This window comes from Saccharopolyspora kobensis, assembly GCF_900108315.1.
In the GTDB taxonomy this organism is placed as follows: Bacteria; Actinomycetota; Actinomycetes; order Mycobacteriales; family Pseudonocardiaceae; genus Saccharopolyspora; species Saccharopolyspora kobensis.
The window spans coordinates 1-16,241 of sequence record NZ_FNVB01000020.1 but is presented as its reverse complement, the minus strand read 5'-3'; the positions used below and the strand labels follow the sequence as shown (position 1 = coordinate 16,241).

Genomic DNA, 16,241 nt, shown 5'->3' with positions numbered 1-16,241 from the left:
GACCGTGACGTCGGAGCAGGTGCGCAGCACCGTGGTCGTGGTGACCTGGCGAGGGCGGGACCACATCGAGTCCTGCCTGGACGCGCTGGCCGCCCAGGATCGTCCACATCGGACTCTGGTGGTGGACAACGCCTCCGACGACGGCACCGCCGAGCTGCTCGCCGCGCACCCCTCGGCGCCCGAGGTCCTCCGGCTCCGCCGCAACCGCGGCTACGCCGGCGGCATCGCCGCCGCGCTGACGCGCGTCCGCACCCCTTACGTCGCGTGGCTCAACGACGACGCTGCGCCAGCCTCCGGCTGGCTCGCGGCGCTGGAGGCCGCGCTCGACGCGGACCGCTCCGCGGCTGCGGCGACCTCCGTGCTCCGCACGTCGGACGGCCGCACTCAATCCGTCGGCGTCCGCCTCACGGCCGACGGCCACGGCGCTGACGCGCCTCAAGCCTCCGGCGAGATGTTCGGGTTCTGCGGCGGCGCGGCGCTGCTGCGCACCGATGTGCTGCGCGACGTGGGAGGCGTCCCGGCGCGGTTCTTCTGCTACTACGAGGACACCGACACGTCCTGGCGCCTGCGCCTGGCCGGGCACCGGATCGTCTCGGTGCCCGATGCCGTCGCCGAGCACGCTCACGGCGCGAGCACGCAGCCCGGCTCTGCGCTGTTCCACCGCTGGAACGAGCGCAACCGGCTGTTCATGCTGCTGCGCTGCGCTCCGGCGAAGGTCGCCGCGCGGGAGCTGGCCCGCTTCGCCGCGATCACCTGCGCACTGCCGCTGCGCAAGGACGTGCCCGCCGCCGCGAACTTCCGCGTCGCGCTGCGGCTGCGCGTCCTCGCCGAGGTGGCCGCGGGCCTGCCCGCGACGCTGCGGGAGCGCCGCCGCATCACCCGGGCCGTCCCGGTCGAGCGCGTGTGGCGGGAGTGGGCGGGGCGCTGAACCCCGGCCACCGGTTCACGACATCGCGAACGAACCGGACGAGCCGCGGAACGGGTAGGCGGCTCAGATCGGGAAGGTGGCATGGTGCACGCTTTAGGCGTGGCTGAGACGTCCGACCCCAGCAACCTGCCCCTGGTGTCGGTGATCGTGGTGAACTACCGCGGCGCCGACGACACCGTCGAATGCCTGCGCGCGCTGCGCGAGGAGCTGGACTACCCGGCCGACCGGCTGGAGGTGCTCTGCGTCGACAACGCCTCCGGCGACGGCAGCGCGGAGCGGATCCGCGCCGCGGCCCCGGACGTGCGGCTGATCGAGTCGGACAGCAACCTCGGCTTCGCCGGCGGCTGCAACCTCGCCGCCCGAGCCGCCACCGGGCAGGTGCTGGCGTTCCTCAACAACGACGCCCGCCCGGACCGCGACTGGGTGCGCGCGGCGGTCGCGGTGCTGCGCGCCGAGCCGACCGTGGGCGCGGTCGCCAGCAAGGTGCTGGACTGGGAGGGGCGCCACATCGACTTCGTCGACGGCGGGCTCACCTGGTTCGGCATGGGCTACAAGCGGCACGCCGGCGAGCTCGACGACGGTTCGCACGACGCCTCGCGGGACGTGCTCTTCGGCACCGGGTCGGCGCTGTTCGTGCGCACCGAGCTGTTCGCCGCGCTGGACGGCTTCGACGAGCGCTTCTTCATGTTCTACGAGGATGTGGACCTGGGCTGGCGGCTGAACCTGCGCGGCTGGCGGGTCCGCTACGAGCCGCGGTCGCTGACCTTCCACCGGCACCACGCGTCGATGGCCGACATCGCCTCCGCGCGCGAGCACTACCTGCTGGAGCGCAACGCGCTCGCCACGCTCTACAAGAACGTCTCCGACGAGACGCTGGCGAAGGCGCTGCCCGCGGCGATGGCGCTGGCGGTGCGGCGGGCCACCGCGCGCGGCGAGATCGACCCGACGCAGCTGGAGATAACCCGGCGCGGCGAGACCGAGGACCACGGCCCGGTGCCGGTCGACCGCTCGGCGCTGGCCGGGATGCTGGCCATCGACCAGTTCGTGGAGCTGCTGCCGTCGCTGAAGGTCTCCCGCGAGCAGGAGCAGCGGGCGCGGGTGCGCACCGACGCCGATCTGGTTCCGCTGATGCGCAAGGCGATGGAACCGGCCTACCCGCTGCCCCGCTACCTCGCCGCGCACGACGCGCTGGTCGAGGCCTTCGGCCTGGACGAGGTCTTCGGCAGGCCGCGCAAGATCGTGGTGATCACCGGCGACGCGGTCACCGAGCGGATGGCCGGTCCGGCGATCCGCGCGTGGCACATGGCCGAGGTGCTCTCCGTCGAGCACCAGGTCCGGCTGGTCAGCGTCAACGACCTGGTCAGCCCGCCGCAGGCGGAGTTCGAGGTGCACGCGGCCAAACCGCGGGAGCTGGGCGCGCACGTCGACTGGGCCGACATCGTGGTGCTGCAGGGCCACGTGCTGGAGATGGTGCCCTCGCTCAAGAAGGTCGACTCCAGCAAGATCGTGGTCTGCGACGTCTACGACCCGATGCACCTGGAGCTGCTCGAACAGGGCCGGGACACCGACGACGAGCGCCGCGCCAAGGACCTGGCCGGGGTCACCAAGGTGCTCAACACCCAGCTGCAGCGCGGTGACTTCTTCCTCTGCGCCTCCGAGCGGCAGCGGCACTTCTGGCTCGGCCACCTGGCCTCGCTGGGCCGCCTGACGCCGGGCCTCTACGACAACGACCCGACGGTGCGCTCGCTGCTGTCGGTGGTGCCCTTCGGGCTGCCGTCGACGGCCCCGCGCCGCACCGGCCCGGCGATCAAGGGCTGCCGCCCCGGCATCTCCGCCGACGACAAGGTGGTGCTGTGGGCCGGCGGCGTCTACAGCTGGTTCGACCCGCTGACGCTGCTGCACGCGGTGCACCGGATCTCCGAGCGGCACAACGACATCCGGCTGTTCTTCCTCGGCATGAAGCACCCGAACCCGGACGTCCCGGAGATGGGCATGGCCGGGCGCACCCGCGAGCTGGCGCGCAGGCTCGGGCTGACCGACAAGTTCGCGTTCTTCAACGAGACCTGGGTGCCCTACCACGAGCGGCAGAACTACCTGCTGGACGCCGACTGCGGTGTGACCAGCCACTTCGAGCACGTGGAGACGACGTTCGCGTTCCGCACCAGGGTGCTGGACTACCTGTGGTCGGGGCTGCCGGTGGTGACCACCGACGGCGACTCGTTCGCCGACCTGGTGCGCACCGAGCGCATCGGCGTCGTGGTGCCGCCCGAGGACCCGGACGCGCTGGCCGCCGCGCTGGAGAAGGTCCTCTACGACGAGGAGTTCGCCGCGGAGTGCCGCCGCCGGATCGAACCGGTGCGGGAGCGGTTCACCTGGGAGTCGGTGCTGGCGCCGCTCACCGAGTTCTGCCGCGATCCGCGCCCGGCCGCCGACCGCCTCAAGGCGTCCTCGCCGCTGGTGCGCAGCCCGCAGCTCAACGGTGCCGAAGCGGTGCGCCGCGATCTCTCGCTGCTGCGCGAGTACCTGGACGCGGGCGGTCCGCTGGAGGTCGCGAAGCGGGCGACCGGGCGACTGCGGCGGCTCGCCGGCGAGCGCTTCCGTGGCCGCTGACCTGCGCGTCCTGCTCGACGGCACGCCGCTGCTGGGCAACCGCACCGGCATCGGCCGCTACACCGCGTCCCTGGTCACCGCCCTGACGCCGCTCGCGGACGTCCGGCTGATCGGCTTCACCACGCGCGGCTGGCGGCAGCTGCGCGAGCTGGCGCCGCGGGGAACTCTCGCGGTCGGCCCGCCGATCCCGGCCCGCGCACTGCGAAAGCTGTGGCAGCGCGGTGCTTTCCCACCGGTGGAACTCCTCGCGGGCCGCGCGGACGTGGTGCACGGGACGAACTTCGTGCTGCCGCCGCCCGCCCGAGCGGCAGGCGTGGTGACCGTCCACGACCTCGCGTTCCTGGACGACCCGTCGCTGGCGGAGCCGGATCTTCCCGCGCTGGTGCGGAGTTCGGTGCGGCGCGCGCAGGTGGTGTGCACGCCGACGACGGCGGTCGCCGACGCGGTCAGCACGCGTCTCGACGTGCCCCGCGAGAAGGTCGTGGTCACGCCGCTCGGCGTGGACCCGGAGTGGTTCTCCGCCACGCCAATGGATTCCGCGCTCCGCGCCCGCTACGGGCTTCCAGCGGAGTACCTGCTCTTCGTCGGTGCCGAAGGCCCGCGCAAGGGCCTGCCCGGACTGCTGGAAGCGCACGGCCCGGATCTCCCGCCGCTGGTCATCGCCGGGCCCAGCGAACCACGCGTCGATGGAGCGGTGATCCGGACCGGCTACTTGCCCGAGAACCACCTGCGCCGCCTCGTCGCCGGTGCGAGCGCGCTGGTTCTCCCGTCCCGCGACGAAGGATTCGGCCTCCCGGCACTGGAATCCCTGGCCTGCGGAACCCCGGTGGTCTGCTCGGACATCCCCGCACTCCGCGAAGTCACGGCGGGCTGCGCAGCCTATTTCCCTTTCGGCGATGCGAGCGCGCTGCGCGAAGCCCTGCACCGAGCGCTGACGGATCCACCGGACCCGGAAACGGGTACGACGCACGCAAAAATCTTCACCTGGCAAACCTGCGCCGAAGCAACCCTCGCGGCGTATCGGCGGGCGACGGCCTGACCCCAGAAAGGCGTCAGGCCAGGCTCCCGGTAATGCCCCGGGCCACCTGGCCTTCCCTCTCCGCGCGGGATCAGGCACCACCATTGTGCATGGCCTCGCCAGCACGCACCAGCCGATTTCCCGCCGCTGCGGGTTTCAAGGTCAACTACATCCCACCGGGTTACCCCGCTTCGCCGCGGAGGACTTCTCCGTCGGTTTCGAAGGCCGCGCGCAAGGCTTCTCGCCAGGGGCGCATCGGGGTCAGGCCCGCTTCTCGCCAGGCCGTGTCGGACAGGACCGAGTACGCCGGCCGCGGGGCCGGGCGGGGGAAGTCCGCCGTCGTGCACGGTTGGACCCGGGCTTCGTCCAGGCCCAGTTCGGCGAAGATCGCGCGGGCGAAGTCGCACCAGCTCACCTGGCCGGAATTGGTGCAGTGCAACACCTTCCGGTCCGGGCCGCGGCGCTCGGCGACGCGCTCCGCCAGCTCCAGCAGGCCCTGCGCCAGATCCGCCGCCCAGGTCGGTGAGCCGATCTGGTCGCCCACCACGGACAGCGATTCCCGCTCGCGGGAGAGCCGCGCCATCGTCTTCACGAAGTTCCCGCCGCGCGCTCCGTAGACCCACGCGGTGCGCACCACCCAGGCCCGCGCACCCGAGTCGAGGACCGCGCGTTCTCCGTCGAGCTTGGTGCGGCCGTAGACCGTGCGCGGCGCGGGTTCGTCCGCCGGCTCGTACGGGCGGTCCGCGTCGCCGCTGAACACGTAGTCCGTGGACACGTGCAGCAGCGGGATTCCGCTGCGCTGGCAGGCCTTCGCCAGCTGCGCCGGGCCTTCGGCGTTGACCAGCGCCGCCCGCTCCTGGTCGGTTTCGGCGGCGTCCACGGCGGTGTAGGCCGACGCGTTGACCACCACCGGGCGCAGGTCCGCGTCGCGGGCGGTCTCGGCGAAGGAGTCCACCGCGTCGGCGACCGCCTCGTGGTCGGTGATGTCGAGCTCGCCGGAGCCCGGCGCGTGCACCATGGCGCCCGATCGCGCGGCCACGATCCGGGCCAGTTCGGAGCCCACCTGACCGCGGCCGCCCGGCACCAGGACGGCGAGGCGGCTCATCGGGCCACCGCCGCGCGGGCCTTCAGCGGCTCCCACCAGGCGCGGTTGTCCTGGTACCAGCGGACGGTCTCGCGGAGCCCGGTCGCGAAGTCGACCCGCGGCGCGTACCCCAGTTCGCGGACGATCTTGCCGTGGTCCACCGAGTAGCGGCGGTCGTGGCCCTTGCGGTCGGCCACCGGCCGCACCATCGACCAGTCCATGCCCAGCTCGGCGAGAACGCGTTCGGTGAGCTCCTTGTTGGTCAGCTCGGTGCCGCCGCCGATGTTGTAGATCTCGCCCGGCCGCCCGGCCTCGGCGACCAGCTGGATGCCCTGGCAGTGGTCGTCGACGTGCAGCCAGTCGCGCACGTTGAGGCCGTCGCCGTAGAGCGGCACCTGGTGGCCGTCCATCAGGTTGGTGATGAACAGCGGCAGCACCTTCTCCGGGAACTGGTAGGGCCCGTAGTTGTTGGAGCAGCGCGTGATGCACACCGGCAGGCCGTGCGTGCGGTGGTAGGAGCGCGCCAGCAGGTCCGAGCCCGCTTTCGCCGCCGAGTAGGGCGAGTTCGGCTCCAGCGCGTGCTCCTCCGGCCACGAGCCGTGCTCGATGGAGCCGTAGACCTCGTCGGTGGAGACGTGCACGAACTTGCCGATCCCGGCCTCGAGCGCGGCCTGCAGCAGGACGCTGGTGCCCACGACGTTGGTGACGACGAAGGTGTCCGCGCCGGTGATCGAGCGGTCCACGTGCGATTCGGCGGCGAAGTGCACGAGCAGGTCCACCCCGGCCAGCAGTCCGGTCACCAGCTCGCGGTCGCAGATGTCGCCGCGCACGAACCGCAGCCGCGGGTCGTCGGCGACCGGCGCCAGGTTCGCCTCGTTGCCCGCGTAGGTGAGCTTGTCGAGCACGACCACCTCGGCGTCGGCGTATGCCGGGTACGCGCCGCCGAGCAGCTGTCGCACGTAGTGCGAGCCGATGAAGCCGGCTCCACCGGTGACCAGAATCCGCATCGCGCCTTCTCTCCCTGGACGACTGCCCGGGCCGGTTCCGGCCCGACCGGGGCACCGCTGCGAAGTCTGGCATGCGCCGCCCGGAACCCAGCAGACTCCCCGGTTACACAGAGTGTCGTAACGGGTTCACTCTTATGAGCGTGATCACCCCAAAACTGGGACCTGCCCACTCAACTCGTGGGCCCCGCTAGCCTGCAATCGGAACACGAGCAAAATCACCTCGCGAAGGTGTAACGCTCGCGGCAGGCCAAGGAGGAAGCGGCGTGGAGGATCGGCCCAGGTGGCCCGGCGATCCGCAGGGTCAGTCCGGCAGGCCCGCGCCACCTCGCGGGAGCGGTCGCGGACGTCCCGGCACCGGTGGCGACCCGGCCCCGAGGGGACGCCGCGCAGGCAGCGCGCCGGCCTCCGGTGGCCCCGGCCGCAAGACTCCGCAGGGTGATGGACGCCAGCGCCAGTCCGCCCGTTCGGGCGAAGGAGCTCCCCCGCCGGAGAACGACGTCTGGAGCCGACGCCGAGGCGGCCGGAAAGGCCGCGGCAACCGCGGTGCCCGCGCGTTCGGGCGCACGCTCTCCGCGCTGCTGTCGGTGCTGGTGCTCACCGCCACGGGCTTCGGCTGGGCGATGTTCCGCCCCGGCGGCGGCGGGACCTCCACCGCAGACGTGATCGGCAGCGGCTTCAACGCGCCGGACGGCGCCACCGACATCCTGCTGATCGGCAACGACAGCCGCAACGACTCCTTCGGCAACCCGCTGCCCGAGGAGGTGCTGCGCGAACTGCGCACCACGCAGGAGGGCGGCGACCTCACCGACGCGATGATCCTGGTGCGCATCCCCAATGGCGGTGGCAGCGCCAGCGCGATGTCCTTCCCCCGCGACACGCTCGTCGACGTCGGGCTCGGCCTGGGCAAGACCAAGCTCACCGAGACGATGAACAACGGCATGTCCGCCGAGCGCGCGAAGCTGAAGAAGGAAGGCGTCACCGACGAGAAGGAGATCGCCAATCAGTCCCGGCTGGCCGGGAAGCAGCTGCTGCGCAAGACCATCGAGGACATCACCGGCGTCAGCATCGACCACTACGCCGAGGTCAACCTGCTCGGCTTCTCCGAGATCACCAAGGCCATCGGCGGTGTCGAGGTCTGCCTGAACAACGCCACCAAGGACCGGCTGTCCGGCGCCGACTTCCCCAAGGGCGTGCAGACCATCGAGGGCGCCGACGCGCTGGCGTTCGTCCGGCAGCGGCACGGGCTGATCAACGAGCTCTCCCGCGGCAAGCGCCAGCAGGTGTTCATGTCCAGCCTCGCCCACAAGGTGATGTCCACCGGCACGCTGACCAACCCGGCCAAGCTCACCGAGCTGATCAACGCCATCAAGAAGTCGGTCACCCTGGACCCCGCGCTGGCCGACGACCTCTTGGGCTTCGCGCAGCAGATGCAGGGCATCGCGGGCGGTGACATCCAGTTCTACACCGCCCCGGTGCACCTGGTCGGCCCGTCGGGCAAGGAAGACGTCACCATCAACATCCCCGAGGTCCGGCAGTTCGCGGCCAACCTCCTGCTCACCCCGCAGGAGCGGGAGCAGAAGATGGCCGCGCAGCAGGCCCGCGCGGAGATCTCGGTCAGCGTCTACAACGCCTCCGGCGTCAGCGGTCTCGCCGCCCGGGTGCTCGACGAGGTCTCCGGCCTGGGCTTCAAGGCGGGCGGCAGCTCGAACGCCGACTCCATGGCCAACTCCGTGGTCTACTTCGCCGCCGGTGAGGAGGAGACCGCCAAGCAGGTCTCCGAAGCCCTCGGCGGGCTGCCCACCGAGACAAGCGCGAACGTCCAGCCCGGCAGCGTCCAGGTCTACCTGGGCAAGGACTACAAGGGGCCGGGTGCGCAGAACTTCGCCGGTCCGCGCACGGTCCGGCTCGACGGCGTCCGCCAGATGCCACCGCTGCACGCCCAGACGGACGTCAACGAGCAGCCCATCACCGCCGAGGGAGTCCCCTGCGTGGACTGAACATCGGTCACTCCCACGACGCGGGCCGGGTCAGCGGTTAACCTTGTCCGGCAACGCACGGCGGCGGGGGAGGCCAAGTGGGTGGACCGGAGCAGGAGACCGAGGCAGTGGAGCCTGCGCAGCGGCGAGCGGGGTTCCGCATCGCCGGGCGCAGCGCGCTCGCGCTGTTCTCGGCGGTCGTGCTCGGCATCACGGCCATCGGCTGGATCGTGGTGGACCAGCTCAGCGACGTCAGCTCCGCCAAGGTTCTCGCCGACGCTCCCCCGACGCCGAACGACGACGACGGCGCGACGGACGTCCTGCTGGTCGGCAGCGACAGCCGCACCGACGCGCAGGGAAACCCGTTACCGGACAGCGTCCTCAAGCAGCTGCGCACCGAGGCCATCGGCGGTCTGAACACCGACAGCCTGGTGGTCATCCGGGTTCCGCACAGCAACGCCCCGACGACCGCGGTCTCCATCCCCCGCGACACCTACGCGCAGGTGCCCGGCGGCCGGCCGGAGAAGATCAACGCCGTCTACGGCCTGACGAAGAGCACCGCCGCGGAGCAGCTCCGCTCCCAGGGGCGGCCGGAGTTCGAGGTCGAGCGCGAGGCGCAGCTGGCCGGTCAGCGCGCGCTGGTGCAGACGGTGCAGAACCTCACCGGCCTGCGCATCGACCACTACGCCGAGATCAACCTGCTCGGCTTCTACGAGCTCACCGAGGCCGTCGGCGGCGTCGAGGTGTGCCTGCAGCAGGACACCAGCGACAAGGACTCCGGCGCCGAGTTCACCGCCGGGCGGCACATCATCTCCGGCGGCGACGCGCTGTCCTTCGTGCGGCAGCGGCACGGCCTGCCCCGCGGCGACCTGGACCGGATCGTCCGCCAGCAGGTCTTCATGGCCGCGCTGGCGAACAAGGTGCTGTCCACCGGCACGCTCACCGACCCGGCGATGGTCAACGACCTGGTGCAGGCCACGCGCCGCGCCGTGGTGCTCGACGAGGGCTGGGAACCGCTGGGCTTCGTGGAGCAGATGCAGGAGATCGCGGCCGGCCGGGTCACCTTCCTGACCCTGCCGGTGACGGAGACCAACGCCCGCGACGACCGCGGCCAGAGCATCGTCAACGTCGATCCGGCCGCTGCGCAGCGCTTCTTCGCCGGCCTGACCAGCGCGCCTCCCGGTCTGACAGCGAAGCCGAACCTGCAGCTGGACGGCACGGCCCGCACCGACCGCCAGATCACCTCCGACGGCAGCATCCCCTGCGTCCACTAGCCCGGACTGGTCGTTGCGACGGATGCGGCGGGCCGATGGCCACCGCGAAGCTGATGCCCGGCATCACTTCGCGGAAGGACTTCCCAGCGCATCATGACGAATTCCCCTGAACCGGACGACAGGACGCCGACCCGGCGGAGCCGCCGCGCCCTGCTCGGCATCGCCACCGCCGGAGCCGCCGTCGGCGCGATCGGCACGGCCACCGGAGCTGTGCTGCCCGCATACCTGGCCGGGCCGGCGACCCGACCCGAACCCGCAGCCGCACCCAGCGGCCGATTCGCCGGCAAGGCCGTGCTGATCACGGGCGCGACCTCGGGCATCGGCCGGGCCACCGCGCACGCGTTCGCCGCCGAGGGCGCGCGGGTGTCGTTCTGCGGACGGCGCACCGAGCTCGGCAAGCAGGTCGAGTCGGAACTCCGCACGACCGGCGCGGAAGCCAGCTACTTCCCCGCTGACGTGCGGGTTCCCGAGCAGCTGCGGCACTTCGTCGACGAGACCGCCCGACGCTTCGGCGGGCTGGACATCGCGTTCAACAACGCCGGGATCACCCGGACCGCGCCGCTGCACGAAATGCGGCCGGAGGACTTCGACGACGTGCACCGCACCAACGAGCGCGGTGTCTTCCTGTCCATCAAGTACGAGGCGCCGCACCTGCTCGCCCGAGGCGGCGGGGTGATCATCTGCACCTCGTCGGGATCCACCCGGCCCGGCGGGACCGCCTACACCGCCAGCAAGCGGGCGATCGAGGGCATCGTGCAGGCGGCCGCGCTGGACTACGGAACGCAGGGCATCCGGGTCAACGCGATCCTGCCGGGCACCACGGACACGGCGTTCGTCCGGCCGGCGGGCATCCCCGACGCGGTGTGGCCGGCGTTCCGCGACGCGTGGGGACCGCTGAACGTCAGCGCGCTGGAGCGGATGGCCACCCCGGAGGAGATCGCTCGCGCCGTGCTGGCGATGGCCTACGACGACTTCGGCTACATGACGGGTTCCTCCGTCGAGGTGGCGGGCGGCCCGGCCCGCAGCGGCAAGATGCGCATGCCGCCGGGAATCGGGTGAAGCGTCTTTCCTCGGTGAAAATCCCGTGAGCGCCGGCGGCGCACAGGCTGATGCGGTGATCGGTCGAGACGGTGAGATCCGGGTGCTGAGCGGTTTCCTGACCGATCTTCGACGCGGCACCGGCCGCGCCCTGGTGGTCCGGGGCGAGGCCGGGATCGGGAAGAGCACGCTGCTCGCCGAAGCCGAACGCAGCTCCGCCTGCCGGGTGCTGCGCGTCGACGGGATCGAGTCCGAGATCGAGATCGCCTTCAGCGGGCTGCACCGGCTCCTGCTCCCCGTGCTCGACGCGATCGGCGAACTGCCCGCTCCGCAGGCGGACGCGTTGCACCGGGCGCTGGGAACGACGTTCGGCGAAACGACGGATCGACTGGTGTGCGCGGCGCTCCTCGGTCTGCTGAACCAGATCGCCGCGCGGGAGCCGGTGCTGGTCGTCGTGGACGACGCGCACGACCTGGACCGCGCCTCGCTGACCGCGCTGCTGTTCGCCGCACGCCGCTTGGGCGCTCACCCGGTCGGGATGCTCTTCGCGGTCCGCGACCCGGCTGCGCGCGCAGTGGACGGTTCAGGCATCGCCGAGCTCCGGCTCACCGGCCTGGCACCCGACGACGCAGCCCGGTTGCTGGCCGACCTCGGCGGGCCGGTCGACGGTGCGACCCGCGACCGGCTCGTCAGGGCCACCGCGGGCAACCCGCTGGCGCTGGCGACCCTGGCCGGTGCCCCGGACCGGGATCTGCGCGCGCTGGAGGCCGGGACGGTCCCGCTCGATGCGGCGTTGCGGGCCGCCTTCACCGCCCGGCTGGGCGAACTCCCCGCGGCGACGAGGAAAGCGCTGCTGATCGCGGCTGTGGACAACAGCGGCGACCTCGGCCTGCTCGAGCGGCTCGGCGCCGGAGACCTCGAAACCGCCGAACGCACCGGGCTGATCGAGATCTCCGGCGGACGCCTGCGCTTCAGCCACCCGCTGATGCGATCCGCGACCTGCGCGACAGCGACCAACGCGCAGCTCACCGAGATCCACCGCCGGATCGCGGAAGCCACACCCGATCCGAACCGGGCCCGCTGGCACCGAGCCCTGGCGACAGCAGGCCCGGACGCCGAACTCGCCGCCGACCTCGAAGCCGCCGCGTGCTCCGCGGAATCGAGCGGTGGCCTGGCCGCCACCGCATCGATGCTGCTGCAGGCGGCCAGGTTGAGCTCGTCGGCGGCCGACCGCGAACGCAGGACCGCCGCGGCGGCTCACGTCGCCTGGAAGTCCGGCCACGTGGAACTCGCGCGTTCACTGCCTGTCCCGCGGCGGGAGCGGCCCGGCCGAGGTGCGGACCCGTGGCCTCGTCGAGCTCTACGGCCGGGACCAGATCACGGCCCTGCACTACCTCGGCCGCCACGCGCGATCCTGGTCGCGGGACCAGCCCGACCGGGCCGCCGAGCTCTTCTTCCTGGCCGCGGACGCCGCGACGCACGCGGGCCGGCTCCCGGAGGCGCGCCGATCGGCCCGGCAGATCCGGGAGTTCCCGGGTTTCGACCGCTACGGCCAGTGGCTGCTGGAAGCGCTGGACCTGCACGAGATCGACGCCGGACCGTGGGAGGTGTTCGACGCCGCCCCGACCGCGATCCGGGAATCCGCCGCGCACCGGTGGGTGCTGCCGATGATGCTCAACCGGTTCTGCCGCGATCCGTGGGCGGCCCACGAGTTCGGGCTCGCCGCGCACGAGCAACTGCGCACCACCGGAATGCTGGCCATCTCCGCGATAGCCCTCCCGTGGCTGGTGGAGCTGGAGTGCCGGCTCGGACGCTGGGACGATGCCGCCGCCCACGCGGCGGAAGGCGTCGATCTCGCCCGAGACACCCGGCAGCGCCCGCGCGAAGCGGACTTCCACGCGCAGCTCGCGCTGCTGGCCGCCTGGCGCGGCGACACCGCGGAGGCCCGGGCCCGAGCCGAGCAGGCTCTCCAGCTCGCAGTGCCGCTGCACAACAACCTCGCCGCCGCGCAGGCCACCTGGGCGCATCAGCGCTGGCTGCGGGCAATGCCGAGCAGGCGAGCGACCGGCTCGCCTCCCTGCTGACACCCGGTCTCTCTCTCCCCCCCAGGCCCACGAGCACATCGCGCAGCTGGCCGCAGCCGACCTGATCGAAGCCCAGCTCCGGGCCGGCCGCGCGGAGCAGGCGCACCAGCAGTTCGCGGCCATCCGGCTCGCGCCGAACTCGCCCTGGCTGCAGGCAGTGCTGCACCGGTGCCGCGCGCTGCTCGGGGAGATCGAACCCGAGATGCCGGGCGCCGAGCTGCTGAACCACCCGTTCGAGCGGGCTCGCGGTGCGCTGCAGTTCGGTCAGTGGCTGCGCCGGAACCGCCAACCGGCACGAGCGCGGGACGCACTTCAACCGAGCATCCCGCTCTTCGACGAAGTCGGTGCACGACCGTGGGCGGAACTGGCCCGCAGCGAGCTCCGCGCCTGCGGCGGATCCGCTGCCGGCAACACCGCCGAAGCGCTGACCGCTCAAGAACGGGAAGTGGCCGTTCTCGCCGCGCGCGGCCTGACCAACCGGGAAATCGCCACCAGGCTGTTCATCAGCCACCGCACGGTCGGCCACCACTTGCAGAAGGTGTTCCGAAAGCTGGGAATCCCCAGCCGGGCCGGGCTGCGCGACATCGACCTGGTTAGGCTCGACCCATGAGCGTCACCCAGGCGTTGCTCGGGCCGTTGCTGGCCGACGGGGCACCGAAGCCGTTGATCACGCACTACGACGACGCCACCGGGGCGCGCATCGAACTGTCCCGGGCGACCACCGCGAACTGGGCGGCCAAGACGGCCAACTGGCTGGTCGACGAGTGGGACCTGGAGCCGGGAACGCCGGTGCACGTGGCGCTGCCCGCGCACTGGCAGACGGTCGGCGTGCTGCTCGGCGCCTGGTGGTGCGGCGCCCACATCACCGACGACCCGCGCGGCGCGGAAGTCTCCTTCGTGCCTGCCGGCGAACTCGACCGCGGCGCGGGCGCGCGAACCGTCGCGGCCGTCGGGCTCGACGCGCTGGGGGCTCCGCTGCGCGGCCTGCCGGACGGCGTCGCCGACTACGTCTCGGACATCCGCGTGCACGGCGACGACTTCAGCCCGATGCTGCCGATCGACGGCGACACGCCCGCGCTGCTGGAGCGGTCGGTGGACGAACTCGTCGCCGACGCCCGCGAACGGGCCGAGGAGCTGCACATCGGACCGACCGACCGGGTGCTGTCCACAGTGGAGTGGCACCTCCCGGGCGGCGTGCTGGGCGGCCTGCTCGCGGTGCTCGCCGGGCGATCGTCGCTGGTGCACTGCACGAACCTCGACCCGGCGAAGCGCGAAAGCCGCCGCGACACCGAACGGACCACAGTGGAACTGGGCGACTGACCCGATGCGCGAAACGGCCTGTCCCGGGCGGGGACAGGCCGTTTCTCTCGCCTGGGAGCTCGTCGTCGAATCGGCGAGGCTGCTCAGCCCACCCTCGCGGCCGGCGCCGCCGCGCGAGACGAGCCCGCCGGGCAGGCGCTCAGACCGCGACCTTCTCCGCTTTTCCCTTGAACAGCGTGGGAAGCGTGAAGCGCGAGCCGCTGAAACCGAGTGCGAGGCTCACTCCGGCGAGCACCAGCGGGTACTCGAACCCGCCGTCGCTGCTGAAGAAACCGGCTCCGAGGTGGGCGGTGAAGATCGCACCGACCATGATCGCCGCGAGCAGGACACCGGCGACCGGCAGCAGCACGCCCAGGATCAGCGCGATCCCTCCGATGACCTCGACGAGCGCCGTGAACCAGGCGGCGACCGGGGGCAGGCCCATCTCGCCGAATGAGGCGACGACCTTGTCCATTCCGTTGATACCGAGCTTCTGGTAGCCGTGCGCGATGAACGTCACGCCCACCACGAGGCGCGCGACCAGCGCCGTCACATCGCGAATCTGGTGCTGCATGGGAGGACCTTTCGAGGATGGGGTCTGCGGTGCCCGCAAGCATACGTGAAGCTTCAAGTAACTCGCCCGGCAGAGAAGATGCTCACACGAGCACCGAGTGGTGATGGCGGATCGCGACAACTCGCCAGAAATATGGCAAACGGCCAGTACCAGCCGTACCTACTGCCAAGTAACATCGAGGAATGCGTGACACACAGGCGCTTTTCACCGCAGTCGGCGATCAGCTCGTGCCGAGCGAAGCGGCCTGCAGCCCCTGGGGCGAACTGGTCGGTGGCGGCCCGGTCGCCGGACTGCTCGCCCGAGCCGTGGAGCGGATCACCGACGACCCCGACCTGTTCATCGCCCGCCTCACCGTGGACCTGATGCGCCCGGTGCCCGCCAAGCCCCTCACCGTGACCGCTCAACCGCTGCGCACCGGAAAACGCCTCCAGGTGAGCGAAGCGGTGCTCACCGTCGACGGGAAGCCCTCCGCGCGCGCCACCGCCCAGCTGCTGCGCCGCGGCGAGGTCGACGGAGTCGTGCCGGACGTGGAGACTCCCTTCGCCGGCCCGGACGGCCTCCCCGACGGGCACCTGCTGCCACCGGAGCTCGGTCTGCGCTGGGGAGTGCACGACGTGATCCAGGTGCGGTGGCTGGAAGATCAGCGGGCCACCAGCACCAGCAAGGTGTGGATGCACATGCCGGTGCCGCTGCTCCCCGGCGAAGCGCTGAGCCCGCTGGCGCACGTCGCGGTGCTGGTCGACTGCATCAGCGCGGCCAGCCCCGTCGGCCCGATCTTCGGCCCGTGGATCAACACCGACATCACGCTCTACCTGCACCGCCCGTTCGAGGGCGAGTGGCTCGGCATGGAGATCGACCGGGACGTGCAGCCGACCGGGATCGGTGTGGCGAACGCCCGGCTCTACGACGAACGAGGCCTCATCGGAAGTGCGCACGAGGCCGTCATGGTCAACCAGCTCGGCTGATGCCCCGCGTGGCCCCGCGGCCGGCGGGGCCACTCCGGGTGCGGGAAATTTCCCGGGACCGGGGGCATTCGCACGAAGGCTCGGTGTTTCGGTGGGGTGTTGTCGGGAACAGCAGAAAGGCCCCGTTCCCTGGACGAATACGTCCGGGAACGGGGCCCTTCTCAGTAGTGTGTCGGCGGTGTCTTACTCTCCCACACTCTGTCGAGTGCAGTACCATCAGCGCTGGGGAGCTTAGCTACCGGGTTCGGAATGGGACCGGGCGGACCCTCCCCGCCATCGCCACCGACAACCCTCACCCCCACCCAACAGGGCAGGAAACCTCAGATCATCATCACAGCAGATGACACACATATTCTCTTTATCAAGTATCCGATCAAACAACCA

Annotated in this window: 14 protein-coding genes, 1 rRNA gene and 1 pseudogene; 11 read left to right on the top strand and 5 right to left on the bottom strand. The window is 71.5% G+C overall.

Features of this window, described 5'->3' with window-relative positions; all coding sequences use genetic code 11:
* Positions 1–4 precede the first annotated feature (4 nt).
* From C4T78_RS35390 to C4T78_RS35380, 3 genes are all read left to right on the top strand, one after another.
* Positions 5–928, top strand: a complete 924-nt coding sequence (locus C4T78_RS35390) for a glycosyltransferase family 2 protein (protein ID WP_235863919.1) — start codon at positions 5–7, stop codon at positions 926–928.
* Positions 929–1,027: 99 nt separating this feature from the next.
* Positions 1,028–3,538 carry a glycosyltransferase gene (locus tag C4T78_RS35385; protein WP_235863920.1) on the top strand — a complete coding sequence of 837 codons (2,511 nt, stop codon included), beginning with the start codon at positions 1,028–1,030 and terminating at the stop codon, positions 3,536–3,538.
* Complete coding sequence (locus tag C4T78_RS35380) at positions 3,528–4,577, top strand: glycosyltransferase family 4 protein (protein ID WP_093358977.1); 1,050 nt, start codon at positions 3,528–3,530, stop codon at positions 4,575–4,577. The genes C4T78_RS35385 and C4T78_RS35380 overlap by 11 nt, the downstream gene beginning before the upstream one ends.
* Before the next feature lie 160 nt (positions 4,578–4,737).
* Here C4T78_RS35380 and rfbD read toward each other — a convergent pair whose 3' ends face one another.
* Both rfbD and rfbB read right to left on the bottom strand, forming a co-directional pair.
* Positions 4,738–5,661, bottom strand: a complete 924-nt coding sequence (gene rfbD, locus C4T78_RS35375; protein ID WP_093359006.1) for a dTDP-4-dehydrorhamnose reductase — start codon at positions 5,659–5,661, stop codon at positions 4,738–4,740.
* Complete coding sequence (gene rfbB, locus C4T78_RS35370) at positions 5,658–6,647, bottom strand: dTDP-glucose 4,6-dehydratase (protein WP_093358979.1); 990 nt, start codon at positions 6,645–6,647, stop codon at positions 5,658–5,660. The genes rfbD and rfbB overlap by 4 nt, the downstream gene beginning before the upstream one ends.
* Positions 6,648–6,910: 263 nt before the next feature.
* Here rfbB and C4T78_RS35365 point away from each other — a divergent pair, with 263 nt between their 5' ends.
* The 4 genes and pseudogenes from C4T78_RS35365 to C4T78_RS37485 form a co-directional block, all read left to right on the top strand.
* On the top strand, positions 6,911–8,644 hold the full coding sequence (locus C4T78_RS35365) for an LCP family glycopolymer transferase (RefSeq protein ID WP_235863921.1): 1,734 nt from the start codon (positions 6,911–6,913) through the stop codon (positions 8,642–8,644).
* Positions 8,645–8,721: 77 nt separating this feature from the next.
* Entirely contained in the window at positions 8,722–9,897 is a 1,176-nt protein-coding gene (locus C4T78_RS35360) for an LCP family protein (RefSeq protein WP_093358981.1), read from the top strand.
* Between the two features lie 93 nt (positions 9,898–9,990).
* Positions 9,991–10,956: an SDR family NAD(P)-dependent oxidoreductase gene (locus C4T78_RS35355; protein ID WP_093358983.1), complete on the top strand. Its 966-nt coding sequence runs from the start codon at positions 9,991–9,993 to the stop codon at positions 10,954–10,956.
* Between the two features lie 25 nt (positions 10,957–10,981).
* Positions 10,982–11,455: pseudogene (locus tag C4T78_RS37485) on the top strand (ATP-binding protein); the annotation flags it as partial.
* 63 nt (positions 11,456–11,518) lie between these two features.
* Here C4T78_RS37485 and C4T78_RS37245 read toward each other — a convergent pair.
* Entirely contained in the window at positions 11,519–11,914 is a 396-nt protein-coding gene (locus C4T78_RS37245; protein ID WP_235863922.1) for a hypothetical protein, read from the bottom strand.
* Between the two features lie 355 nt (positions 11,915–12,269).
* Here C4T78_RS37245 and C4T78_RS37240 point away from each other — a divergent pair, with 355 nt between their 5' ends.
* From C4T78_RS37240 to C4T78_RS35340, 3 genes are all read left to right on the top strand, one after another.
* Complete coding sequence (locus C4T78_RS37240; protein ID WP_235863923.1) at positions 12,270–13,019, top strand: hypothetical protein; 750 nt, start codon at positions 12,270–12,272, stop codon at positions 13,017–13,019.
* A 157-nt stretch (positions 13,020–13,176) separates the two neighbouring features.
* Positions 13,177–13,629, top strand: coding sequence for a helix-turn-helix transcriptional regulator (locus C4T78_RS36710; RefSeq protein ID WP_177247861.1), 453 nt, complete (start codon positions 13,177–13,179; stop codon positions 13,627–13,629).
* Positions 13,626–14,339, top strand: coding sequence for a TIGR03089 family protein (locus C4T78_RS35340; protein WP_093358987.1), 714 nt, complete (start codon positions 13,626–13,628; stop codon positions 14,337–14,339). The genes C4T78_RS36710 and C4T78_RS35340 overlap by 4 nt, the downstream gene beginning before the upstream one ends.
* A 139-nt stretch (positions 14,340–14,478) precedes the next feature.
* Here the strand turns inward: C4T78_RS35340 and C4T78_RS35335 are convergent, their stop codons facing one another.
* On the bottom strand, positions 14,479–14,892 hold the full coding sequence (locus tag C4T78_RS35335; protein ID WP_093358989.1) for a DoxX family protein: 414 nt from the start codon (positions 14,890–14,892) through the stop codon (positions 14,479–14,481).
* 182 nt (positions 14,893–15,074) lie between these two features.
* Here C4T78_RS35335 and C4T78_RS35330 point away from each other — a divergent pair, with 182 nt between their 5' ends.
* Positions 15,075–15,857: a thioesterase family protein gene (locus tag C4T78_RS35330; protein ID WP_093358991.1), complete on the top strand. Its 783-nt coding sequence runs from the start codon at positions 15,075–15,077 to the stop codon at positions 15,855–15,857.
* 170 nt (positions 15,858–16,027) lie between these two features.
* Here C4T78_RS35330 and rrf read toward each other — a convergent pair.
* Positions 16,028–16,144 (bottom strand): 5S ribosomal RNA (rrf, locus tag C4T78_RS35325).
* Positions 16,145–16,241 lie beyond the last annotated feature (97 nt).